Source organism: Microbulbifer elongatus (assembly GCF_021165935.1).
GTDB lineage: Bacteria > Pseudomonadota > Gammaproteobacteria > Pseudomonadales > Cellvibrionaceae > Microbulbifer > Microbulbifer elongatus.
Genome location: NZ_CP088953.1, coordinates 2,827,940 through 2,852,390, shown reverse-complemented (window position 1 = coordinate 2,852,390; position 24,451 = coordinate 2,827,940). Strand labels below are relative to the sequence as shown.

Sequence of the window (24,451 nt, the reverse complement as noted above, 5' to 3'; positions counted from 1 at the left end):
GAACAAGACCTTGCGTTACCTGCCTCTCGCTTTTGATTTGAAACACCGCCCCTGTCTGATTGTTGGGGGCGGTTCCATTGCCACGCGCAAAGCGCGGTTACTCAACAAGGCGGAGGCCCGCCTGCTGGTGGTGGCTCCGGACATTACCGACGAGCTGCGCCAGCTGGTCATGGCCAGCGGTGGCGAATATATCGTCGGTACCTACCGCAAGGAACTGCTCGACAACGCCGAAATGGTGGTCGCCGCTACCGCCGATGGCGATGTCAATGCGCGGGTATCTGCCGACGCCCGCGCACGTCGGCTGCCGGTGAACGTGGTCGACTCTCCGGAACACTGCACCTTTACCTTCCCTTCCATTGTCGAACGGGGCCCGCTGGCCATCGGCATTTCCAGCGGCGGTTCCGCGCCGGTTCTCACGCGCATGCTGCGTGCGCAAATCGAAACCTTACTTTCCCCGGGTCTCGGGCTGATTGCCGAATTGGCGGGCCGCATGCGCGACAAGGTGAAAGCAGCCTTGCCAGAGGCCCAGCGCAAAGATTTCTGGCACTGGGTATTCAACGGCCCGGTAGTTGGTCAGATTGAGCGCGGACACAAGGTGGAAGCCGAGCAGTCGATCCTGGAAGAGCTGCAACGCTGGGAAGAAAAGCCGGCGCCGAGCGGGGAGGTGTATCTGGTGGGGGGCGGCCCCGGTGATCCGGACCTGTTGACCTTCCGCGCCCTGCGACTGATGCAGCAGGCAGACGTGGTGCTGTACGATCGCCTGGTTTCCACCGAGGTGCTTGAGCTGGTGCGCCGGGATGCCGAGCGCATCTACGTGGGCAAAATGAAACAGTTCCACTCCGTGCCCCAGGACGATATCAATCAGCTGCTGGTGGACCTGGCGAAAGAGGGCAAGAAGGTGCTGCGCCTGAAGGGCGGTGATCCCTTCGTATTTGGCCGCGGTGGCGAGGAGATCGATAAGCTGGCGGAAGCGGAGGTGCCATTCCAGGTGGTACCGGGTATTACCGCGGCCATTGGTTGCTCCGCCTATTCGGGCATCCCACTAACCCATCGCGATCACGCACAGTCCGTACGTTTTGTGACCGGTCACCTGAAGCAGGGCGATCTGGTATTGCCCTGGGACGAGCTGATCACCAAGAACCAGACACTGGTGTTCTATATGGGCCTGACGGGTCTTCCCACCATCTCCGAGAAACTGATTGCCAACGGCATGGAGGCGGATACGCCGGCGGCGCTAGTGGAGAAGGGTACCACCCGGGATCAGCGGGTGATTGTCGGCACCATCGGCACTCTGCCGGAGCTGGCCGAGACCCACAAGGTCGAGGCGCCGGCATTGACCATTATTGGCGGGGTGGTGAAGCTGCGCGAAAGTCTGGGCTGGTATCAGTAACCGCCTCGGCACAAGCTTAGGCATCCACTCCACCATCCATTGGCAAACCCCTATCTATACTGAAAGGGAGGTTTGCCAATGGTGGTTTTATGTTGTGGATGTTGTTTCGCTTTTACTGCACTCTTCTGGTGCGGAGCTTTCTGCCCCGGGAAAGTGAAATCGCGCTGCCCGACGAAAACGACAGCCACCTGCGCCGCTATTCCCGCACTTACAAGATCAAACGCAATTGGGTGAAGAACCTCTGGATAGCCGCGTCTTTGCTAATGATCTGCTTTCCGTTATTGCCCTTTATCCTTGGCCTGGGGCTTTTCACTTCTTTCCTGTCTTTCGCGATTCTTGACGAAACGGCCTGATCTCAGCCTCGTAGCACTTTGAGTGGCGGTACCGCTACCGGGTACGACCTTGCAAGACACGCCGTGAACCCATCCATGGGGGCTCTTCCGCGAGGTCCCTCTCGCGGAAGGTCTTGCAAGGTCGTACCCGATATCGCCACCTTCGCTCCAACTTCAGCGAAACATCAGTCGCGCCAATTATTTCAGCATGAGCGTGTAGGCCGTTTCCTTCTCGGTAAAGCTCGAGGCGCTTCCTTCCACCCAATCCTGGTGGCCGTTCCCAAAGAATGGGGAGAGCGGGTGCGCGCTCTGGCCAGTCGCCATATGGAAGATACCCAGCTCCTCGTGTCCCGGTGCCACAACCAGGCGCTCAGAAGCGCCATTGGTGGCCGACTGGAAGCGGGGCATGTGGGAATCCCCCGGGAGCGGGTCGGCGGGCATGGCGGTGAACCAGTTTACCGCGGAGACCGCACGCCCCAGCGGGTGCTGGATCTTCGCCGCGTTCTGCACGCCCCAGGTCTGCTCGGATAGTGGCAGGCCATCTTCCGCCATTTTTTCCAGAGTCAGATCCAGTGCCGCGAATTTCAGATCACGCCAGCTGTCGTATTCCGGGTTCAGCAGGTGTGCCGGCTCATTGGCAAGCATCTCCCAGGCCGGGTACTCCACCTGGCGGTTCACTCGACCGAATTTGAAGTCTTCGTCGTGGCGCTTCATATAGGTGAGCACCGGGGCCGTGGCCAGATCGATAAAGCGCAGACGAAAATTGCGCACGATGCGGTAGCCCACGGAGTCGGCGCTGGCGCGAGCGCCCCAGTTTTCCACCTGTTCCAGAACGTCCGCATACTCCGCATTGTCTTTCAGTAACCCGGCCAAATGTTGCTGCCAGCGCTCAAGGAATACGGCGCGGTCATCCAGCTGGAGATCAAGCAGGTCCTGCTCGGTAAATTCCTCTTTGGCGAACAGGGCGTCGCGAATCTGCTGCTGGCGGGCGCCCAGTGCATAACCTCCGTCGCCCATCACCCGCAAATACTCGCCGTCCATGGTGCGGGAGTTCGCAGTCCAGATTCGGTGAGAGGGCGGGTTGTAAATATGGGGCTGCTCTTCCAGCGAAAGGTAACCATCCCAATAGGCCGTGCCATCTGCCCAGCTCACCGAGCGATTGCCCTCCAGCCCCACCCGGCGGGGGATCGGGCCCGCCACGGTCCAGCCGATATTGCCCTGACTGTCGCCAAGCACGAAATTCTGGTGGGGGATGCCGAGTTGTGGTGCGAGATCCATGGCCGCGCGGGTAGTGCCTGCAGTCTCCATCAGCAGCAGGTTCATATTGGCTCCACGGATATCGTGGGCAACCCAGCGGTAGGCGAGGGGAGTGCCGGTATGGTCCTCTCCAATCACGGGCCCCCAGATGGTTTTGCGCACCTGCAGGACTTCGGCGGGCGCTCCTTTGACCGCGAGGGATTCCTCAACGGTCTCAAATGGACGCCAGCCTTCCGGGGTACGGTACTGCGCGCCGTCTTCAGAAAGTTCCAGAGGGATCAGGTCACCCCAGTCCGCAGTGGTGTTGGTAAAGCCCCAGGCCACCTTGCCATTACTGCCCGCCACGATGATTGGGCCTCCGGGCAGGGTAGCGCCACGCATCTCGAAGTCGGTACCGGGCACATTCCAACCGGCGCGATACCAGATATTGGGTACGGTAATTGCCAGGTGCATATCGTCGGCGACAATGGCCGCACCGTGTTCAGTCAGGGCGCCACCGACCACCCAGTTATTACTGCCGAAGATCATGTCTTCACTTTCCATGGGCTCGTAAGCCATCGGCTCACCATCTTCAACCAGAGCGGCAATATGAGTTCGCGGCAGCGACAGTGGGCCGCGGGCGTCGCCGATCAGCGGGGCATCCCAGATGCCACCTTTAGGAACAAAAAAGTGGTACAGGTCATCGGGCAGCAACTGTGCCAGTGCGTTGTCCCGGCGTTCGAAATTTCCGGAATTGCTCTGCAGAGTCATGTACATGCTGAAGATGGTCAGCAGGCTGTCTGCGGGCACCCATTCCCGGGGGGCGGTCTGTAGCAGCGCGTACTCCCAGGGAGCCGCACCGAGCTCGGCAAGACCAAAATTTACCCCCGCGGTGTACTGCAGTAGCAGCTGCTGCTGGTCTTTCGGCATAGCCGCGACATTGCGCTCCGCGCGCTTGCGGAACTGGTGCAGGCGGATTTCCCGGTCGTGGGCCAGCGCTGCCTCGCCAACCAACTCGGACAGCTCGCCGGCGGAGTTGCGACGCAACAAATCCATCTGGAAAAAACGCTCCTGTGCGTGCAGGAACCCGAGTGCAAACGCGGAATCCGTGCGCGTATCGGCGTGAATAAAAGGTATGCCCTGAGCATCACGTTCAATGGAGACCGGTTTCTGGAGCGCCCCGGTCTCCAGCGCCCCCTCGAGAATCGGCAGGCTCTGACGCAGCCAGAACCAGGTCGCCGCAAGCACAAGTAACAAAAGGACAAATGCCGCAATAGCGCAGCGCAGCAGTCGCCGTGGCCAGGGATTCGAAGTCAACATCACGGGATCTCTCGAAGTTTGATTGGTCGTTGTTATTTTGGGACAGCTGGCGCCTTATAACCAAAGTGTGCCAACCTCCGATTCAGCGAGTCTATCAGCATATCGCACCGTTGAAATGGTTACCGACGGACACCAATCGGTCACGATAACCCGCTTTCTGTAGTGTTATGCGCCAAATTGGCGCAGAATACCACCCAGAAATACTGCAAAACTGACCGGTCACAAGAAAAAGGTCACAACAAGCTTTTATTGGGACCGAGGTAGACGTAAGATGGCCCAACATAACTATCAATAACGACCAATTTCCATCACGCTTTTCATATAACTACAAACGCGAGGACGCGATGATGTACAACGCCGATCAGTCCGGAAAAAACCGTTCCTTTTCCCTGACCACTCTCTCCGCTGCCATTGCTGTCACCACGGCCATGAGCAGTGCCGCTTACGCCGCAGAAATTGAAGAAGTGGTTGTAACCGCGCAGAAGCGCGCGGAAAACCTGCAAGACGTGCCTATTGCCATCTCCGCATTTACCGGCGACAGCATGAAGGCCATGGGTGTCAAGAATCTGACGGACCTGGGTAAATTTACCCCGGGTGTGGAAATGAACAATGACACCCCGCTGCAGCCTACCTACAGCGTGCGCGGTATCGAGACCGGTGACTTCACCGTGGGCTCTGACCCCGCTGTCGCCGTTTATGTTGATGGCGTGTACACAGGCCGTGGCGCCGGCGCCGAGATACCCCTGGCGGACATCGAGCGTGTGGAAGTACTGAAAGGCCCGCAGGGTACACTGTTTGGCCGAAACGCCACCGGTGGTGCCATTCACGTCATTTCCAAGAAGCCGCAGGCCGAAAATACCGCCGAGCTGAACCTCACCGCGGGTAACTACGGTCGTATGTCGACCGACCTGCTGCTGAATAGCGAGCTGGCCGACAACCTGTACGGCCGCTTTACGGCTTCTACCAACCGTCGCGACTCTTTTGCCGAGAACCTGGCCAACGATTTTGAAGTCGGGAATATTGATACCCAGACCTACCGCGCTTCCCTGTTGTGGGAGCCCACTCCGGACACCGAAGTGCTGTGGCGCGCGGAATATGGCGTGATGGATCAGGGCAGTGCGCTGCGCACCTCGATTGTGCCTTCACTGCAGGCTGAAGCTGGTGGTACCGACGTGTTCGGCGACTACGCACTGGATACCCCGACCATTGAGGATCGCGATTCCTGGGGCACCTCGCTGTCTGTTGTTCACGACTTCGATAACTTTACCTTCACCTCTATTACTGCCTACCGCGGCTTTGAAGCCCATCTGCAGCAGGACGAAGACGGTACCGCGAATCCGGATTACATGTTCGGCTCCGCCAACTTTGACGATCAGACCCAGTTCTCGCGGGAGTTCCGTCTGAACGGCGTGACCGATACCCTGAAGTGGACCCTGGGTGCTTCATACTCCCGTGAAGAGCTGGAGCACACAGCAGATGCCTACTTCACTGCCGGCTCGCTGGAATCCTTCGCCGTATATGAAGGGGTAAAAGCGCAGGTAGAAGCACTTGGACTGGACCTGACCACCACGGAAGTGGAAGAGATGGCATACCAACAACGCCAGGCGATGATCGCCGGTGGCCTCGAAGGTGCTGCCGTATCTACTTTCCTCTACGACCTGATGGTGCAGTCTGGTCAGGCTGATGCACTTCTGGCCAGCCTGGGCGCGCCTGCGGGTATCACTGCCAGTATGCTGAATCGTGAGCAGATGGCTGCTCAGCTGATGGCAGGTATTACCCCTTGGGTCATGGCCGATACCCCCTGGAATGAATCGGTACTCAATACCGGCGACTACCGCTCCGCAGCGATTTACGGTGATGCCACCTGGAGCCTGACCGACAAAATGGACCTGACCATCGGTGCGCGTTATACCGCCGATGAGAAAGATTTCTCCATCGTCAGCTCCTATCAGAATACTCTGCCGATCGCGCTTGCGGGCGGGCTGGTCGATATCATGGCGCCGGATGGCAGCGTGATGATGCAGATGCCTCTGCCAGCCGTGCCGTCCTGCGATAACGCGGTAGCGCCGCCGTGTATTCCGGCCGAGCGCTTCGGTATGGCATTCAACAACAATGGTATTGCCGATCTGAGTCAGGATCTGAGCGACTCCTGGAGCGATCTCTCTGGCCGTATCGTTCTGGATTACCGCTGGAACGACGACGTAATGACCTTCGTCTCACTGGCGGATGGCTTTAAGGCCGGTGGTTTCAACAGCTTCAGTGCAGCGCCGGGTATCGACCCATCCTTTGACCAGGAGGGTGTCACCAACCTTGAAATTGGTCTGAAGAGCAGCCTGTTTGACAACGCGGTTCGCTTTAACGCCTCCGTATTTGCGTACGATTACAAAAACCTGCAGCAGCTGGACCTCGTTGGTGCGCCAATTCCGAACTACTACCTGCGCAATGCCGATGCCGAAGGTCGCGGTGCGGAGTTTGAAGTTCAGTGGGCCGCTACCGACAGCCTGTTTATCGCAGGTAACTACTCTTTCCTGGATACCGAGTACACCCGCTATCAGATCATTGAAGCGATCGGTGAAACCGAAGAAGAGCATTCCCGTGTAGGCCAGCCCCGTGTGGGCACCCCGGAGAACAAGTTCAACCTGATGGCGGAGTATACCTGGGAGCTGGCAGCCGGCGGTGACGTGGTACTGCGTGGTGACTACAACTGGACCGACGAGCGCGTTGGCTCCATCAGTGACCCGGCCCGCGTGATTCCGGACTACCAGCTGATGAACCTGCGTGCCGGTTGGAACAGCGCTTCTGACCGTTACTCTGCGGCTCTGTGGGTGCAGAACGTCACCGACGAAGAAATTGCCGGCGGCTACGGCGGTACCGGTGCGGCCATCGGTGCCAGCCCCGCATGGCGCTTTATGCCGCGTATGTATGGTGCAGATTTCACCGTGCGCTTCTAAGTTTGGGTTGTCTGTCAAAAGTTGGCGTTTCGCGCCAGAGAAAGGGTCGGCTAAGCCGGCCCTTTCTGCGTTCTGGGGCAGGGCGCCGCGCTCCGTGGAAGAAGTGGCGCCAATTACTGCGCCAAAGTGGCTTCCTGCATGGGAATCCACGGTAATGGATGTATGATCAAAAGCACCTAATGCAGTTCTCGGGACATGGAATGAACCTGACCTCGGAGTTGGATTCCGCTGTTTCATCATCGGATGTGAATGACCAAGCCTCACTTTACTGGGGCGATGACGAAGGACGCGATCTCAGCGTCGACGAGCGCGTCGCACTGTTGAATCAGTTTCAACGCGTGCGCGCACAGACTGAAGCGCTCACCGAACCATTGTCTGCCGAGGACCTGCAACTGCAGTCCATGGCGGATGCCAGCCCCGGCAAGTGGCATATGGCACATACCAGTTGGTTCTTTGAAACGTTTATCCTGCAACCACACGCGCCAGCGTACGATCCCTTTGATCACCGCTATCATCACCTGTTCAATTCCTACTACAACTCACTGGGCACTCCCTTTGCCCGCCCACAACGGGGTCTGCTCTCGCGGCCCGACCTGCACGAGATTGAGCGCTATCGCCGCTATATTGATGTGGAAATTGAGCGCTGGTTGACGGAAGAAGAGGTCAGCACGGATCTTGCCAACCTTCTGCTGCTGGGCCTCAATCATGAACAGCAGCATCAGGAGCTGCTGCTTACGGACATCAAACATGCGCTGTCCATCAACCCTCTGTGTCCGGGTTACCGCGACCACGTTGCGGTGCAAGACCGTGATGACGAAGAGCCGGCGGTAGATCAGCACTGGCTGCGCATCCCCGAAGACAACTACACCGTCGGCAGCGACGGACTGCAGTTTGGCTTTGATAATGAGGGGCCGGCGCACCAGCGCTTTCAGCCAGCCTTCCGCATTGCCACCCGCCTGGTCACCAACCGGGAGTATCTGGCATTTATGCAAGACGGCGGTTATCGGGACCCACGCCTGTGGCTTTCGGATGGGTGGTCCGAAGTCACGCGCTGCGGTCGTCACGCGCCGCTCTACTGGCAGGAGCAGGATGGTGAATGGCAGCATTTCACCCTTGGAGGATTGCGCCCGATCAATCTCGATGCGCCCGTATGCCATGTGAGCTTTTACGAGGCGGATGCATTCGCCAGTTGGGCGGGGTACCGGCTGCCCACCGAATTCGAATGGGAAATTGCCGCCTGGCTGCATTGTCATAAAAACGCGCAACGCACCGCCAATCTTCTGGAATCCGGACACTTTCACCCGGTCCGCGAACAGGAAACGCTTCCCCATAGCGGCGCAGGGGATAGTGCGCAATTTCTCGGCAATGTGTGGCAATGGACGTCAAGTGCGTACCAGCCATATCCCGGGTTCCGCGCCAGCAGCGACGCGGTCGGTGAGTACAACGGAAAATTCATGTGTAATCAGATGGTGCTGCGTGGCGGATCCTGTGTGACACCGCGCAGCCACATCCGTATCAGCTATCGCAACTTCTTTTACCCCCATCAAGCCTGGCAATTTACCGGCATCCGTCTGGCAGGAGATGATTTATGAATATGGCGGCACAGGGATTTGCCGTAGTACAGGCATTTGAGCAGGACGTGTTGGCGGGGCTCAATGCCGCGCAAAAAACGCTCCCCTGCAAATACCTATACGACGAGGCGGGCTCCCGCTTGTTCGAAGAAATCTGCGCGTTGGAAGATTATTACCTGACGCGGACCGAAGCCGATATATTCGCCCGGAAAATTGACGCCATGGCGCAGGCACTTGGCCCGGACGTCACGCTGATTGAGCCGGGTGCAGGGAACTGTGCGAAAGCAGAACCGCTCCTGCAAGCGATGCACACGCCTGCTGCCTATCTGCCATTGGACATTTCACCGGAGATTTTATTCGCTGCGCGCGAGCGTATTCAGCAGCGCATGCCGGAACTGCCGATCTCTCCGGCGGTAGGCGACTTTACCAGCCCAGCCGTATGGCGGGAGCTGCCAGCGACGGCCGGCCCCAAAGTTGTGTTTTTCCCTGGCTCAACCATCGGCAATTTCACCCCGGAGCAGGCGCGCTCGTTACTGTGCCTGTTTGCGGACCAGGTGCAGACAGGGGATGGCCTGCTGCTGGCGGCAGACCTGGTAAAAGATTCAGTGGTGCTTGAACGGGCCTACCACGACAGCAATCACGTCACAGAAGCATTCAATAAAAACCTGTTACACCGAATTAACCGTGAACTGGATGGTTCATTCAATATCGACGCGTTTGCACACCGCGCATTTTACCATCGGCTGCGTCGTCGGGTGGAAATGCACCTGGTAAGCCTGAAAGAGCAGGTGGTGGAAGTGTGTGGCCGCCAGTTCCATTTTGCCGAAGGCGAAACCATCCACACAGAGAACAGCCATAAATATACGCTGGCAACGTTGGAAGAGTTGTTGCATTCAACCGGATTTCAGCCCCAGCAGTACTGGACCGATCACCAACAACACTATGCGATTTACTATGCCGAAGCTGTCTGAATTTCTGGGTTGTGCGAAATACGCACTGAGCTGTCTTGTAATTTTTTCGTTCATGAGCGGGTGCACATCAACCACCAGCGACACTGCGCGACCCAGCACAACGGCACAGGCCGGCGAACAGATTACCGTGTATAAGTCACCGTTTTGTCTATGCTGCAATGACTGGATCAAACACCTTGAAAGCAACGCCTTTGCCGTCACCAGCGAGAATGGCCTGGATACCGCCAGCGTCAAGCAACAGTGGAAGGTCCCACCCCCGATGCAGGGCTGCCACACCGGGGTATGGAATAACCAGTATGTGTTTGAAGGCCATGTACCCGCGCGACTGATTCGTAAATTTCTCGCCAATCCCCCGAAAGACAGTATCGGGCTGGCCGTTCCCGGAATGCCGCAGGGAAGCCCCGGCATGTACCGGGGGAAAAACTTCGAGCCTTATGTGGTGTATGCCATTCAATCGAACGGCGAATACCGCTTCTACGAAAAGGTCACGGCACCGGAAGCCAGTTAACGAATGCGCTGTGGGCTGGAATCGGCGCCCGCCAGGGGCTACTCTAGCGGCCCGAATACGCCACCACCAGGGCACAGCGCATTTTGAATCGATCCATCCCCGCAACCGGCGAGTCGCAAGCATTCGGCGAAGCGTTTACCCCCGGAATAGGGCTCGCCAATTGCCACCTGCAAACAATTTTTCCGGTATTTCACCGCGCTAAACCCTGGGTGCGTACCCAGGCCCAGTGGCTGGATACACCGGATGGTGACCGCATTGCGCTACACACACCCGCGCGCCTCGCAGACGATCGTCAACGTCCTATCGTACTTATACTGCATGGGCTGGAAGGTTCCGTGGAATCCCCCTATGTGCAGGGCTTGATGCCCGCGCTTACCGCAGCGGGCTTTCAGGTGGCCGTCATGCACTTTCGCGGTTGCGGGGGGGTACCAAACCTGTTGCCCAGGGCGTATCACAGTGGCGATAGCGAGGATCCGCGCTGGGTAGCCGGCCGGCTCAGGGCCCATTATCCCAATACCCCGTTGATGGCGGTGGGCTATTCCCTCGGCGGAAACGTGCTATTGAAGTGGCTTGGGGAAGATGGCGCGAACAGCCCGCTGAGCGCCGCGGTGTCGGTATCGGCGCCCCTGGATCTGCACCTGTCCAGCCAGCAAATGAATACCGGGTTTTCGAAGGTTTATCAGAGACACCTGCTGGAGAGCCTGAAAAAGAGCCTGGGCCGCAAAGCCCGGGACCCGCAACTGGCCCGCCAGATGCCGCCGCTGGATCGCCCCCGTGCTTTCAGCAACTTTCGGCACTTTGACGATCACTTTACCGCGCCACTGCACGGTTTCAGGGGTGTGGATGACTACTACACCCGGGCCTCAAGCCGACCCCACCTGATGGATATCGCGCGCCCAACCTACCTGATCCACGCCCTCGATGACCCGTTCGTGTCGCCGCGGGCGGTGCCAGGGGCGTCGGATGTCAGCCCGTCCGTCACCCTCGGGATCAGTAAGCGGGGAGGGCATGTGGGGTTTGTCAGTGGCAGTCTGTGGAAGCCGCGGTATTGGCTGGAAAGTGCCATTCCGGCCTTTCTGAAATCCCAGAGTCCAGCGCTTTTCTCCCGGGTTTGACTTTCCAGACACATTCCCCTAATTTCGCCCCCGCGATATGAGGTGCCTTCTGCCGTCGTTCCCGATCCGGGTTGGGTTCTGGCTGAGAAGGTTAAACGGGAAGTCCGGAAATCCGGCGCTGCCCCCGCAACGGTGATCTGCTTCGTCCACGTCCGGCGAGCAGTAAGCCCGATACCGGCCTCTGATCGAATCACGATGGAGCGGAGGGCTACCATCCTGCAATACGACCTCCTGCGCCTGGCGCACCGCATTGCTACGCCTCCCTCGATCCCATGTGCTTTTGTCCTTAGGGGTTGAACCTTGAATAAGACGTTATTGAGCTTGGCCGTTGCCTCGGCAGCCAGCGTACCCGCTTTTGCCACTACCACAGATACCGCTTCTGTTACCGAGCGCGCTATCCCTGATCTCGAAACCATCATTGTGGTGAGTAGCCGCCAGAGCGAGCCTCTGCGGCAGGTAGCCACTTCGGTCTCGGTACTGGAGGAGGCGGACATCAAAGCCCGCGGCTTTATGTCCCTTGCGGATGTGCTTCGCAGCGTCCCCTCCGTGTCAGTCTCCAACTCCGGTGGTATGGGCAAGGTCACCACCATGCGTGTACGGGGTGAGGACGGTTTCCGCACCCTGGTGCGGATTGATGGCGTTGATATATCTGACCCCACCAGCACTCAGGGCGGCGCCCATATCCAACATATCCTGACCAATGATCTGGCGCGTGTGGAGTTGCTGCGCGGCCCTCAGGGCATGCTGTACGGCGCCGATGCCGGCGGGGTTCTGGATATTTCCACACGCCGCGAAGAAAGCGGAAATCGGATGACCGTGAACGCCGAGGGCGGGAGCTTCGATTCAAGGCGCTACAACGCCAGCGCCGGCGGAAGCAGCGACGCATTGGACTATTTTGTCTCTGCCGCCAAAGTGCATACCGCGGGATTCAATACCAGCAGCAATGACACTGAACTTCGCGACAAAGATGGCTACAACAACCAGACACTACACGCCCGCGCTGGCTGGAACCTGTCGGAGCAGTGGCGCCTGGACGCGGTACTGCGGGATGTGGACGCAACCGGTGAGTACGACCGCTGCGGCTGGCCGGTTACCCAGGACCAGTGCTCCGATGCGTTCCGTCAGAAAAATGCCCGGGTCAGCCTCGCCCACAGGGGAGAAGGCGGACAACAGGAGCTGTCCTATTCCCGTGCAGACCTCAGTCGCACCAGTTTCACCCAGGGGGTTGCTTCCTATGATACCGAGGGTGATATCCAGAAACTGAACCTGAATGGCAGCATGGAGCTCAGTACCAGTCAGGGAATTGTCTACGGGCTTGAGCACCGCGAAGATGCCGTACGGGACCTGAAGCGTGATCAGTGGGCTGTCTATTCGGAATACCAGGGCCGTTTTGCCGAGCGGGTGTTCTTTACCTTCGGCCTGCGTCACGATGACAGCGCGGATTTCGGTAGCCACAATAGCTTTCGGGCCAGCAGCGCCTACCTGATAGACCAGGTGGCAAACGGGGCAATCAAACTGAAAGCCAGCTACGGTACCGGCTTCCGTGCACCGAGCCTGTTCGAAATTGATTACAACCGGGCCCAGAATAATCCGGCACTGGGGGCACTTACACCGGAAGAAAGCCGCGGTGTGGACCTCGGTATCGAATACTTCGGGGAGAATACACTGCACCTGGAACTCGTACTCTTCGACCAGATTATCGACAACGAAATCGAGTTCGACCTGAGGGACTACACCTATCGTCAGTACGGTGCCGAAAGTCAGTCCCGTGGGGTAGAGGTTATTGGCGATATTCAGCTCACTGACACCCTGCAGCTTTCTGCCAACTACACCTATACCGACACAGAAACCGCCGACGACACGCCCCGCCCGCGCCGGCCGAAGCAGCTGGCGAACCTCGGTGTCAGCTATCAGCCACTTGACCGGGTGAGCCTTGCGGTGAACCTGCGCTCCAGTGCAGACGGTGTGGATATTGACGGTTCCAGAATGGATGATTATCAGGTACTGGATGCCAGCGTCCGCTATGGATTGAACGACGTCACCACCGTCTATCTGCGCGGTGAAAATCTCACAGATAAAGACTATGTGGAAATTGCCGGCTTCAACACCGCCGGTGCGGCGGCTTACGCTGGTGTAGAGTTCAGTTTCTAAATCGCTGTTTGCAGCGTTTTACCGCCAAGAGGTGACCATGTCGGAAGACGAGCAGAAGAAAAATGCACGGCACAAACAGGCCATGCAGAAGCAGAAGGCCAGGGTGGATGCACATATCGCTGCGGCAGACACCGAGCGCGGTGTCGCCATTCTGCTGACCGGCAACGGCAAGGGAAAGTCCAGCTCGGCTTTCGGCATGGTCATGCGCGCGCTGGGTTACGGTCAGAAAGTGGGTGTGATCCAGTTTATCAAAGGCGCGCAGCTGTCCGGGGAGGAACTCTACCTGAAAAATGCGTGCCCTAAGGTCACGCTGTACCAGATGGGTACCGGGTTTACCTGGAATACGCAGGATCGCGCCGGTGACATCCGGGAAGCGGAGAAGACCTGGGCAGAAGCGAAAAAGATGCTTACGGACGCTCGCTACGATCTGGTGGTGCTGGACGAACTCACCTATATGCTGGCTTACAAATATCTCGATGAACAGCAGGTGCTCGACGCCATCGTACAACGACCGCCGGAGCAGAGTGTGGTGGTCACGGGCCGCGGCGGCGGCAGTGCACTACAGGCCATGATGGATACGGTTTCTGAAGTCAAGGATGTCAAACACGCGTTCAAGGCGGGAATCAAAGCCCGCAAAGGCGTGGACTTCTAGGAGCGGGCCGCTATGTCAGTACTGATGGTTCAGGGCACCACATCCGATGCGGGAAAAAGTACTCTGGTGGCGGCGCTGGGCCGGTACTTCGCCCGGCAGGGTGTGCGTGTTGCGCCATTCAAGCCACAGAATATGGCACTCAATAGTGCCGTCACCTCCGATGCTGGGGAGATTGGACGCGCTCAGGCGCTGCAGGCCCAGGCCTGTCACGTTGCGCCGCACACGGACATGAACCCGGTACTGCTGAAGCCCGCTTCGGATACCGGAGCACAGGTAATCATCCAGGGCCGGGCCATCGGCAATATGCAGGCGCTGGATTATCAACAGTACAAAATCATTGCTCAGTCCGCGGTACTCGAATCATTCCGACGACTGCGGTCGCAGTATGACCTGATTCTTGTGGAAGGTGCCGGCAGCCCCGCGGAAATCAATCTAGGGGAAAACGATATCGCCAATATGGGCTTTGCCGAGGCGGTGGACTGCCCGGTGATTCTCGTCGCCGACATCGATCGCGGTGGCGTTTTTGCCCATATTGTCGGGACACTGGAATTGCTGTCAGAGACTGAGCGCGAGCGCGTGGTGGGTTTTGTCATCAATCGCTTTCGTGGTGATATCAAATTGCTTGAGTCCGGCCTCGACTGGCTGGAAGACTACACCGGAAAGCCGGTACTCGGCGTATTACCCTACCTGCACGATCTGTATATGGATGCGGAAGATGCCATCAGCACCCAGCAAACCGGCGCCAGTGGCAAACTGAATGTCGTGGTGCCGGTGTTGCCGCGTATCAGTAACCATACGGATTTTGATGCATTGCGCCTGCACCCAGAGGTGAACCTGCAATTCGTCAGCGCGCGCACTCCGTTGCCCGACTGTGACCTGGTCATATTGCCCGGCAGCAAAAATGTGCGCGGCGATCTTGCATACCTGAAAGAAAATAACTGGCAGCGACAACTGGATCGCCACCTGCGCTACGGAGGGAAAATACTCGGTATCTGCGGCGGATTGCAGATGCTCGGTCGCTCGATCCAGGATCCCGAGGGCGTCGAGAGCGAACCGGGTAGTGAAACGGGGTTCGGCTACCTGGATTTCACCACCATCTTGACGCCACAGAAAGCGCTGAAGAACGTGTGCGGTTTTCTCACCATGGACAGCTGCGAGAAGGAGATTCCGGTTCAGGGCTACGAAATTCACTGTGGCATCTCACGGGGGCCGGCACTGCAGCGACCTTTGACCCAGCTGGTGGCCGATAACGGCCAGCGTAGCGCCGATGGTGCCATCAGTGATGACGGGCAGATACTGGCCACGTATCTTCACGGGCTATTTGACGCGGGTGCCGCGCAACAGGCACTTCTGCGGTGGGCCGGTCTAAGCGAGCCCCGTTCACTGGATTTGCAGGGGCACCGGGAACGCCAATTGGATCGGCTCGCGGACACCGTTGGCAGCGCCATGAATTCCAGCTGGCTTAAGCAACTGGCGCATCCCCAATGACCCTTACCCGTCGCCGCACGTTAAACCTTGCCTGGTGGTTGCTGCCCGTATTGCTGGCGGCAAGCTTTTTAACCGCACTGGCCATTGGCGCGGTATCGCTATCCCTGACCCAGGTTGCCAGTGCGATGATGGGACTGGGGGAGGGTGGTTTGGCCGCAGATATTGTACAGGCTATCCGTCTGCCTCGGGCTTTGCTTGCCGCTGCAGTCGGCGCCGTGCTGGCGATCTGCGGTGCGATGCTGCAGGGGCTGTTCCGCAATCCGCTGGCCGACCCATCACTCATCGGTGTTACTGCAGGGGCTTCTCTGGGGGCCAGCCTGGCAATTCTGTTTGGGACACAGGTGGCTTCCGCGTTTGGCAGCTTACCGGTTGTTTCCATCGCCGCGTTTTGTGGGGGGCTGGTGGCCGTAGGTCTGGTCTACCAGGTGGCGCGCAGTGCAAGTGGCACTTCAGTCGCCACCATGCTGCTGATGGGAATCGCGGTATCTGCGTTCTCCGCCAGTCTCTCCGGGCTGATGGAATATTTCGCCGACAATGCGATGCTGCGCCGGATCAGCCTTTGGCGTATGGGCGGACTGGAATCCGCCAGTTACACCCGCGCTTTTCTGATTCTCGCGGTACTTACGGTTCTGATCGCCACCATGATGCGCTTCGGCGCGTCCCTCAATGTTCTACTGCTCGGGGAATCTCAGGCGCGTCACCTTGGCGTCGATGTGGAGCGAACTAAAACCTGGCTGATCGTACTGGCTGCAGCGGGGGTCGGCACTTCCGTTGCTGTCGCTGGGAGTATCGCGTTTGTCGGGTTGGTCGTGCCGCATATGGTGCGATTGTGGGTGGGGCCGGATCACCGCCAGCTGTTACCCCTGTCGGCACTCGGCGGCGCGAGCCTGCTGTTGATTTCCGATACATTTGCGCGCTCCGCGATCGCGCCGGTGGAGATTCCGGTGGGCCTGATTACCGCACTCATCGGGGTGCCATTCTTTGTGTCCCTGCTGAAACGCAACCGGGAGGCGCTCTGATGGCCCTGTTAGCGGTGCAGAATGTGACGGTGCGTGTGGCACAGCGTTCGTTGGTTCGCGATGTAGACCTGAACATTGCCGCCGGAGAGCTCATCTGTGTAATTGGTCCCAACGGCGCGGGAAAATCCACCCTGCTGCGCGCAATCTGCGGGGAATCGGCGCCTAGCTGTGGGCAAGTCCTTTTTAAAGGGGCGCCGATCCAGAGCCTTTCACCAAGAGCGCGGGCCAGCCAGATCGCCGTATTGCCACAACACAATCCGCTTTCTTTTGCGTTTACCGGTCTCGAGCTGGTGGCTCTCAGCCGCAACCCTCACGCTACCGGACTCGCCCGCGACCAGGAAATCTGTATGGATGCCATGGCGGCCCTCGACGTCACACATCTGGCGGGTCGCTTATACCCGACACTGTCTGGCGGTGAGCAGCAGCGCCTGCAGCTGGCGAGAGTGATGGCGCAAATATGGTGTGCGGAAGAAGCGGGCGACCGCTTGTTGCTCCTCGACGAGCCGGCAACAAGCCTGGACATCGCACACCAGTACGAAATGATGAAAGCCGTCAAAGCATTCGCCCGTCGCGGGGTAGCGGTGATAATGACGGTACACGATCTTGCTTTGGCGAGCGGGTACAGTGATCGTATCCTCGCGCTCAAGGAAGGGCGCTGTATGGCCTATGGCGACGGGGAAACAGTGCTCACCGCAGCAAACCTTTCGGAGCTATATGGCTACGGGGTAACCGTAGTGACGCATCCAATCACCGGTAAGCCACTGGTATTAGCAAATGAGTAACGATTCTGGTCAATGCCATGTCCGATAACCTTGTCAGGCGAAACAGCTTTTCACCCGCAGCCGGGCTGCTCAGCGCTATCGGCTTCCTTCTGGTGCTGTGCGCCTCCAGCGCCATCGCCGGACAGCCAGTGCGAATCCTGGATGCGAGTGGTCATTGGTTGGAGCTTCCCGGGCCCGCGCAACGTATCGTCGCGTTGGCACCGCATATCGTAGAAAACCTGTACAGCGCCGGGGCAGGGGACCGACTGATTGGTGTGATAAGTCACAGCGACTTCCCCGCGGCGGCGCGGCAGCTACCCCAGGTCGGCAAATACAATTCCATCAGCTACGAAACGCTCATTGCCCTGAAGCCCGACCTCGTGATCGCCTGGGGTTCCGGAAATGGCGATGCCACGATAACAAAACTGCGCGATTTCGGATTCAGGGTATTTGTCACCGAGTCTCGCACGCTGGAGGATATTCCTCGAAATGTTCGGCTTTTTGGCACGCTGGCCGGCACTCAGGGCCACGCAAACCGTGCCGCTGACCGCTGGCTGTCACGGTTGCGGGCACTCAGGCAGGCACATGAGACGTTACCGGCAGTGAGCGTGTTGTATCAGGTGTGGCATGATCCTTTACAGACGCTGAATGGTGACCACCTGATCAGCGACGTGATTGAAGCCTGTGGAGGACGCAATGCCTTTGCCGATGCGGCTGTTCTCGCGCCGAAAATCAGTATCGAAGCGGTGCTTGCGCGGAACCCCGAGGTGATTATCGCCAGCGGTATGGCGGAAGCGCGCCCACAGTGGCTAAACAACTGGAATGCCTATCCGGGACTGAGCGCGGTCAAAAACGATAACCTCTACCATATCCATCCAGACGTCATTCAGCGGCATACCTTTCGCATACTCGATGGTATGGAGCAGGTATGCCGCAATCTGAACGCTACACGTGCAAAGAGCGCCACTCAAAATCGTTCGCACACGGCACCGTGAAAATCATTTTTCCTGCGCGGAGTAGCTTTGCATGAGATTCGCATACTGCGGCAGATGGTCCGCCAATACCCCGCCGAAGCCGTCGATATCGTTGCGCCAGTCCCGATGCAACTCCCCGGCAACACTAAACCAGTTCATCAGTTGCGCGCCGGCCTGCTGCATGCGCGCCCAGGCCGCATCACGGGTGACACTGTTGAACGTACCTGACGCATCTGTCACGACGAATACCTCGTAACCCGCTTCAATTGCCGACAATGTCGGGAAAGCCACACAGACGTCGGTTACCACACCAGCGATCAACAACTGTTTTTTGCCCGTTGCTTTTACTGCCGCCACAAAATCTTCATTGTCCCAGGCATTTATCTGGCCAGGCCGGGCGAAGTAGGGCGCATCGGGAAATGCCTCTTTGAGCTCTGGCACCATTGGACCGTTGGGTCCGCCTTCGAAACTGGTGGTCAAAATGGTCGGGATCTTGAAAAACTTGGCAATATCAGCCAAAGCCAACACGTTGTTTTTAAAGTCATCCGGTGAAAAATCTCGCACCAACGACAGCAAACCCGCCTGGTGGTCTACAAGAAGCAGTGTGACATCATCTTTATCGAGTCGCTTGTATTCAAAGCTCATTGTTACATCCCTATGTCGATGAAAAATATGGAATTGAGAACCGGTATTGGAAATTTGGCGCTGACCAATTCGCCGGATTTTGCGTGAACTGTGTTGCGCTACCAATCGTAGTCGTCCGTCGTAGTGGGGGCACGATCAGGTCGGTCATCGAGCGCAAATACTGGCACAGTGCCACACCGAATGACCCTGGACCGTATTTGAGTCGGGCGGGGTCACTCACTCTATCTATCTGCGTTGTTTTTCCTGTCGATTGCCGGGCGGTTCGCCACACCTAAGAGAACGGCTTATACAGCGCGCGACCTATACGTTAATGATCTAGTACCCGCATGCGGCTCCGCACTACTGTTCCTGCCAGGGATGCATACCGCTTCCCGGAACCCGCTCAAACTTTTTGCAACGGTTGAATAGGTGACACCATGAACCCCACAGTACTTTCAGCATCCTCACTTGAAGGTGATTCGGTGAAAAATGCGCAGGGTGAAGATCTGGGCAAGATCACAGAGATCATGATTGATACCGAAACCCATGAGATCGCGTACTACGTGCTTTCCTTCGGTGGTTTTATGGGAATGGGTGATGACCTCTTCGCGGTACCGCCGGAAGCGATGACGGTAGATACCGCAAACAAGTGTTTTGTCCTGAACGTTGAAAAAGACAAGCTCAAAAATGCCGAAGGTTTTGACAAAGACCACTGGCCAAATATGGCTGACCAGACCTTCCGCAAAAATACCTACGCTCAATACGGGCTGCGGGAAGGTGGTCATCGCGCTCACTGAGTGCGGTCTCGAGCGCCTGCATGGACAATTGATTTCACTTTTCGATTGTCACTTCCACAAAGCCCCACCGAAAAGGGTGGGGCTGTACTTCAGGCAGATTGCACACTTCGGGAGAGAGAACCATGCCGCAGAATGCCATTGAAATTCTGAAAAAGGATCACGAACATGTGCTCCACCTACTGGATCAATTGACGGATACCACCACACGTGCAGTCAAAGGACGTAAAGAACTACTGGAAAAAATTGCTGACGAGCTGTCGATCCATACCACACTGGAAGAGGAAATTTTCTACCCGGCATTCAAGGACGCCACCAGCAAATCAAAAAACAAGATGTACTATGAAGCGTGCGAAGAGCACCGCGCGGTCGAATCCCTGGTATTGCCGGACCTCCAGAATACCGAGCCTGACTCAGTATCCTTTTCAGGTCGCGCCAAAGTGCTCAAGGAGTTGGTCGAGCACCACGCCAACGAGGAAGAGGAAGATATGTTTCCGGTGGCGAAAGAGGTCATGACCTCGGAGGAGCTGGAAGAGTTGGGTGAAAAAATGCGGAAGCGCAAAAATGCGCTGAAGAAGGGACATTAAGTCTCTTCGACCTTTCGGTCACCGTCACCCATTCATGATCCCGCCACAATATACCTGTCCCGTGGCGACGAAGTGATTCCCGAGCGCGGTGAGTGGATAGGATCTCGTGAAACCTTTTGTTGAGCGACCGCTCAAATATGGTTAGAGTAGAACGCTGCTCTGCTTTACAACCATCCAAAAGGAATCACGAGAATGCACAACGTAATAAAAAAACTCAGCCTGATCACTATCCTGGCGCTCGGTTTGGCCACAAGCGCAATGGCGCAGCAAAACGAACCTTTTGATGAGGCACGCTTCAAGGCCTTGAAGGCTGCCGGAGAGGTGGTCCTGGTGGATGTTTTTGCCGAATGGTGTCCAACCTGTGCGAAGCAGCAGGAAGTGCTGAAGCAATATCGTGCGCAGAATCCCGATAAGCAGTTTCATGTACTGGTGGTGGATTTCGACCAGGACAAGGAATGGGTACGCCATTTTCGTGCACCGCGCCAGTCCACACTGGTTCTCTTTGTCGGCGAAGAGCAGACATGGTTCAGTGTGGCGGAGACCCGCCCTGAGGTCATTGCTCGGGAGCTGGATAAGGCGATTGCCGCTGCACAAGGCGATGCGTGATGGGGCTTGAGCTGGCCGCCATACCCTTGGCGTTGATCGCCGGCATTGTCGGCATTTTGTCCCCATGCGTGTGGCCACTGGTCCCGATCGTCATGACCTCCGCTACCACGGGTGGCCGCAGTGGCCCCTTTTTTATGGCGCTCGGGCTCGCAACCGCCTTCGCTGTGGCCGGCACCGTGTTGACGCTCCTCCTCATCAATCTTGGTCTGGATCCTGTCGCCTACCGTAACGTTGCTGCGGTACTGCTGATCCTGGTGGCGCTGACCCTGTTGTTTCCGCAACTGGGGAATTGGTTGAGCGGACAACTGTCCCGCTTGACCGGACGTTTCGGCAATGGTGGCGGTGGCGACCACACCACTGCTGGGGGACAGTTCCTGGTCGGCGCGCTATTGGGCCTGGTATGGCTACCCTGCGTGGGGCCCACGCTGGGCGCGGCCATCGCTCTGGCATCGGTCGGGCAACAGATCCCCTTAGCATTCGTGGTCATGTTCGCCTTTGGCATTGGCACCGCGGCCGCGCTACTGGCAGCCGCATACGTCTCAGGCAAGCTATTGGACCGCTGGCGTGGGAACATCATGACCAATGCCGACCGTGGCAAAAAGATACTGGGGGCAATGCTACTCGTTCTAGGACTCATGGTGCTGACGGGGCTGGACAAAGTATTGGAGGCGTTTGCACTGGGTATTCTGCCCGATTGGGCGCTCACTCTGTGATCAAGCTTTGCCCGCGACACGAACTTAATTCGAAACGGCGCCGCAGGATTTCTCCAGCGTCGGCGTCAAACCAAATACAGCAGATAATGTAACCGTTATGAAAATTTATCGATTAATACAGAAGATTGCCATTGCAACGCTCGTGATTTTTTCAGCGTCCGCTATCGCACAGGAGGTTTCAGGTATGGATAAGTCATCCACTGCAGTGAAGAAGCTGCCGAAAGTCATCGTCTTTGATGTGAATGAGACACTACTGGACCTGGAGTCCATGCGCGCGTCGGTCGGTAAGGCACTGGAGGATAGGGAAGAGCTGCTGCCACTGTGGTTTTCCACCATGCTGCATAATTCGCTGGTTACCACAGTGACCGGTGATTATCACGACTTCGGTAAGATTGGGGTGGCCTCTCTGATGATGGTCGCCAAAAATAATGGTATCGAGCTCTCGGAAGGGGAGGCGAAAACCGCAATCGTCACACCGCTGCTCAGTCTGCCACCCCATACGGATGTGATCCCGGGGCTGAAGTCCTTGAATAAACAGGGGTTCAAACTCGTCAGCCTGACCAATTCCTCCAACAATGGCGTCAAGACCCAGTTTGAAAATGCCGGCTTGACGCAATTTTTCCAGGCACGTTACAGCATCGAAGATATCCAGATCTATAAGCCCGATTTACGTGCGTACCGCTGGGCATTGGCACAGCTGGGTGTACAGCCGGACGAAGCGCTGATGGTGGCTGCACACGGATGGGATGTGGCTGGCGCGAAGGCTGCGGGCATGCAGACCGCGTTTATCGCGCGCCCCGGAAAAGCGCTCTACCCACTGGCGCCGGCCCCGGATTATGTGGTGGACAATGTCACAGAACTGGCCGAGATACTCCAGCAGGCCAAGGGCCGCTAACGCTATGGTCGGAGCGAGAGAATCGGTACCGACAGACGGTACTGATAGGGTGTAACGGCATTCCCACAGGGTCGCGGCTGCAATGAGGCGCGACCACACATTTTACCGCTGTTTGCGGAAATTGCGCTCCTGTTGTTCCTGGCGGGATTTCTCCTCAAAGGAGAGCTCGGCCGTGGGGCGCAGCAGCAGTCTTTTCAGCCCGATCGGGTCGCCGCTGACCTCACAATAGCCATAACTGCCGTCATCGATTTTATCCAGAGAACGCTGAATCTTGCGCAGTAAAAGGTATTTTCGCTCCGTGAACCGCAGGCACTGACGGTTTTCCTCTTCCGCCACCGCGCGATCGAGCTCATCCGCTGCATGCAGATCTGCGGTAGCGATGGCCTCGCGGGCACTATCAATTTCGGTGCGGGTTTCCTGCTTTAGCTGCTGCAGCCGGTGGCGGAAAAACGCCAGTTGCTGGGCATTCATATACTCGGTCGCTGGCATCTCCAGCAGCTCTTTCTCGGAGATCAAAGACATAAGGGGCGTCACTGCAGTTGAATATTCCTGTTTCTCGATGATATGGTGTAACATCAATATTATGCAAGTGTGTGACTCCGGGTTTTACCCTAGTGAGCGCGCAGCATAGGCGGAACATCGACTTCGACATACACTGGACGGACGGTATCGACATGAGGCCAAAAGACGTGACCAACTTGCCCAGACTGACGCTCTTTTCCATGCTGCTGATGGCAGGCGATGTCACCGCGCAACATGGGGCACATGTGCACGGTGAGGCACTGTTAACCATTGCCGCCAGTGAAGACGCGCTGCATATTGCTTTCGAGTCCCCAGGTGCCAACCTGGTCGGGTTTGAGCATGAGCCGCAGAATCAGCAACAGCGCCAGGCGCTGGTTACAGCTGCTCAGAAGCTCGCTTCGCCGGCAAAACTGTTACAGTTTGGTGGGGCGGAATGTCAGCTACAGGAGGCGGATGTGACGTCCCCATATACGGGCGGCAGTACTGAGGTCGCGCCCACGCACCACGCCAGCCACACGGAGCACTCGGAGCACTCGGAGCACTCGGAGCACTCGGAGCACTCGGAGCACTCGGAGCACTCGGAGCACTCGGAGCACTCGGAGCATACGACTTTCAGTGCCACTTACCACTATCGCTGCGACAGGGTAAAGACGCTCGACAGTGTCTACGTCAACCTGTTCGACCCTTTCCCGGGCATCCAGTCAATTGAAGCCCAGTGGCTCACCGCCACCCGCCAAGGCGCTGGTGTACTTACCTCGGAAAACCGCCAGTTGAAATTGCAGTAGTCGATGAATGCGAGCCAAGTAAAACAAACGCTCGGGGCCGCCGAGGACTCCTGTCGAGCGACCGGGGCGCGCCTGACTGAAAAACGCAAGAATGTGCTCGCGGTGTTGTTGCGCTCCAGTAAACCACTTTCCGCCTACGATATTGTTGATCAGTATCTTCAGGACTACGGTGAGCCGATACCGGCGATGTCCGTCTACCGAATGCTGGATTTTCTTGCGAAAGAAAATCTGGCCCATAAACTGAACTCCGAAAACAAGTATCTAGCCTGCGCGCATATCAACTGCGATCATCATCATGGCACCCCGCAGTTTCTGATTTGTGGGGGCTGCAACAAGGTCAGCGAGATCGGTATCAGTCCAGAAGTCATTTCCGCCTTGCGCGACGCAGTATCCGGTGCCGGGTTTCAATTGAAATCCTCCCAGCTGGAACTGGATTGCCTATGTGACGAGTGCGCGCGACAGGCCACCCAATGCTCAGAGTCATAA

At 57.5% G+C, this 24,451-nt stretch carries 23 protein-coding genes and 1 riboswitch; of the genes, 20 read left to right on the top strand and 3 right to left on the bottom strand.

The window, feature by feature from the left end:
• Positions 1-10 precede the first annotated feature (10 nt).
• Both cysG and LRR79_RS11690 read left to right on the top strand, forming a co-directional pair.
• Positions 11-1,390, top strand: coding sequence for a siroheme synthase CysG (gene cysG, locus LRR79_RS11695; RefSeq protein WP_231757385.1), 1,380 nt, complete (start codon positions 11-13; stop codon positions 1,388-1,390).
• Positions 1,391-1,479: 89 nt separating this feature from the next.
• The gene (locus LRR79_RS11690) at positions 1,480-1,743 is read left to right on the top strand and encodes a hypothetical protein (RefSeq protein WP_231757384.1); all 264 of its coding nucleotides are present in this window, start codon (positions 1,480-1,482) and stop codon (positions 1,741-1,743) included.
• A gap of 177 nt (positions 1,744-1,920) precedes the next feature.
• Here LRR79_RS11690 and LRR79_RS11685 read toward each other — a convergent pair whose 3' ends face one another.
• A complete protein-coding gene (locus LRR79_RS11685) occupies positions 1,921-4,278 on the bottom strand; it encodes a penicillin acylase family protein (protein ID WP_231757383.1) in 2,358 nt (785 codons plus the stop codon).
• Between the two features lie 344 nt (positions 4,279-4,622).
• Between LRR79_RS11685 and LRR79_RS11680 the strand changes: the two genes are divergently transcribed.
• From LRR79_RS11680 to LRR79_RS11630, 11 genes are all read left to right on the top strand, one after another.
• On the top strand, positions 4,623-7,229 hold the full coding sequence (locus LRR79_RS11680; protein WP_231757382.1) for a TonB-dependent receptor: 2,607 nt from the start codon (positions 4,623-4,625) through the stop codon (positions 7,227-7,229).
• A 200-nt stretch (positions 7,230-7,429) separates the two neighbouring features.
• On the top strand, positions 7,430-8,821 hold the full coding sequence (gene egtB / locus LRR79_RS11675; RefSeq protein WP_231757381.1) for an ergothioneine biosynthesis protein EgtB: 1,392 nt from the start codon (positions 7,430-7,432) through the stop codon (positions 8,819-8,821).
• Positions 8,818-9,771, top strand: a complete 954-nt coding sequence (gene egtD, locus LRR79_RS11670) for an L-histidine N(alpha)-methyltransferase (RefSeq protein WP_231757380.1) — start codon at positions 8,818-8,820, stop codon at positions 9,769-9,771. Before egtB ends, egtD begins: the two co-directional genes overlap by 4 nt.
• A 52-nt stretch (positions 9,772-9,823) precedes the next feature.
• Complete coding sequence (locus tag LRR79_RS11665) at positions 9,824-10,279, top strand: DUF411 domain-containing protein (RefSeq protein ID WP_231757379.1); 456 nt, start codon at positions 9,824-9,826, stop codon at positions 10,277-10,279.
• 83 nt (positions 10,280-10,362) lie between these two features.
• On the top strand, positions 10,363-11,394 hold the full coding sequence (locus tag LRR79_RS11660) for a hydrolase (protein ID WP_231757378.1): 1,032 nt from the start codon (positions 10,363-10,365) through the stop codon (positions 11,392-11,394).
• Between the two features lie 56 nt (positions 11,395-11,450).
• Positions 11,451-11,591: riboswitch (cobalamin riboswitch) on the top strand.
• Between the two features lie 103 nt (positions 11,592-11,694).
• Positions 11,695-13,545, top strand: coding sequence for a TonB-dependent receptor plug domain-containing protein (locus tag LRR79_RS11655; protein WP_231757377.1), 1,851 nt, complete (start codon positions 11,695-11,697; stop codon positions 13,543-13,545).
• 37 nt (positions 13,546-13,582) lie between these two features.
• Positions 13,583-14,197, top strand: a complete 615-nt coding sequence (cobO, locus tag LRR79_RS11650; RefSeq protein ID WP_231757376.1) for a cob(I)yrinic acid a,c-diamide adenosyltransferase — start codon at positions 13,583-13,585, stop codon at positions 14,195-14,197.
• Positions 14,198-14,209: 12 nt separating this feature from the next.
• Positions 14,210-15,685 (top strand): cobyric acid synthase, encoded by a 1,476-nt coding sequence (locus LRR79_RS11645; protein WP_231757375.1) that lies wholly within the window; start codon positions 14,210-14,212, stop codon positions 15,683-15,685.
• Positions 15,682-16,704, top strand: coding sequence for a FecCD family ABC transporter permease (locus tag LRR79_RS11640; protein WP_231757374.1), 1,023 nt, complete (start codon positions 15,682-15,684; stop codon positions 16,702-16,704). The genes LRR79_RS11645 and LRR79_RS11640 overlap by 4 nt, the downstream gene beginning before the upstream one ends.
• On the top strand, positions 16,704-17,486 hold the full coding sequence (locus LRR79_RS11635) for a heme ABC transporter ATP-binding protein (protein WP_231757373.1): 783 nt from the start codon (positions 16,704-16,706) through the stop codon (positions 17,484-17,486). Before LRR79_RS11640 ends, LRR79_RS11635 begins: the two co-directional genes overlap by 1 nt.
• Positions 17,487-17,503: 17 nt before the next feature.
• Positions 17,504-18,460 carry a cobalamin-binding protein gene (locus tag LRR79_RS11630; RefSeq protein ID WP_231757372.1) on the top strand — a complete coding sequence of 319 codons (957 nt, stop codon included), beginning with the start codon at positions 17,504-17,506 and terminating at the stop codon, positions 18,458-18,460.
• Positions 18,461-18,463: 3 nt separating this feature from the next.
• Here the strand turns inward: LRR79_RS11630 and ycaC are convergent, their stop codons facing one another.
• Positions 18,464-19,084, bottom strand: a complete 621-nt coding sequence (gene ycaC, locus LRR79_RS11625; RefSeq protein ID WP_231757371.1) for an isochorismate family cysteine hydrolase YcaC — start codon at positions 19,082-19,084, stop codon at positions 18,464-18,466.
• A gap of 416 nt (positions 19,085-19,500) precedes the next feature.
• Here ycaC and LRR79_RS11620 point away from each other — a divergent pair, with 416 nt between their 5' ends.
• The 5 genes from LRR79_RS11620 (at position 19,501) to LRR79_RS11600 (ending at position 22,658) form a co-directional block, all read left to right on the top strand.
• Positions 19,501-19,860, top strand: coding sequence for a PRC-barrel domain-containing protein (locus tag LRR79_RS11620; protein WP_231757370.1), 360 nt, complete (start codon positions 19,501-19,503; stop codon positions 19,858-19,860).
• Positions 19,861-19,982: 122 nt separating this feature from the next.
• On the top strand, positions 19,983-20,444 hold the full coding sequence (locus LRR79_RS11615) for a hemerythrin domain-containing protein (protein WP_231757369.1): 462 nt from the start codon (positions 19,983-19,985) through the stop codon (positions 20,442-20,444).
• 192 nt (positions 20,445-20,636) lie between these two features.
• On the top strand, positions 20,637-21,050 hold the full coding sequence (locus tag LRR79_RS11610) for a thioredoxin family protein (RefSeq protein WP_231757368.1): 414 nt from the start codon (positions 20,637-20,639) through the stop codon (positions 21,048-21,050).
• Positions 21,050-21,763, top strand: coding sequence for a cytochrome c biogenesis CcdA family protein (locus LRR79_RS11605; RefSeq protein WP_231757367.1), 714 nt, complete (start codon positions 21,050-21,052; stop codon positions 21,761-21,763). Before LRR79_RS11610 ends, LRR79_RS11605 begins: the two co-directional genes overlap by 1 nt.
• Positions 21,764-21,947: 184 nt before the next feature.
• On the top strand, positions 21,948-22,658 hold the full coding sequence (locus tag LRR79_RS11600; RefSeq protein WP_231757366.1) for a haloacid dehalogenase type II: 711 nt from the start codon (positions 21,948-21,950) through the stop codon (positions 22,656-22,658).
• 102 nt (positions 22,659-22,760) lie between these two features.
• Here the strand turns inward: LRR79_RS11600 and LRR79_RS11595 are convergent, their stop codons facing one another.
• On the bottom strand, positions 22,761-23,180 hold the full coding sequence (locus LRR79_RS11595; protein WP_231757365.1) for a TraR/DksA family transcriptional regulator: 420 nt from the start codon (positions 23,178-23,180) through the stop codon (positions 22,761-22,763).
• A 152-nt stretch (positions 23,181-23,332) separates the two neighbouring features.
• On the opposite strand from LRR79_RS11595, the gene LRR79_RS11590 reads away from it, so the two are divergent.
• Together LRR79_RS11590 and LRR79_RS11585 are read left to right on the top strand one after the other, a co-directional pair.
• Positions 23,333-23,965 (top strand): ZrgA family zinc uptake protein, encoded by a 633-nt coding sequence (locus LRR79_RS11590; RefSeq protein WP_231757364.1) that lies wholly within the window; start codon positions 23,333-23,335, stop codon positions 23,963-23,965.
• 3 nt (positions 23,966-23,968) lie between these two features.
• Positions 23,969-24,451, top strand: coding sequence for a Fur family transcriptional regulator (locus tag LRR79_RS11585; RefSeq protein ID WP_231757363.1), 483 nt, complete (start codon positions 23,969-23,971; stop codon positions 24,449-24,451).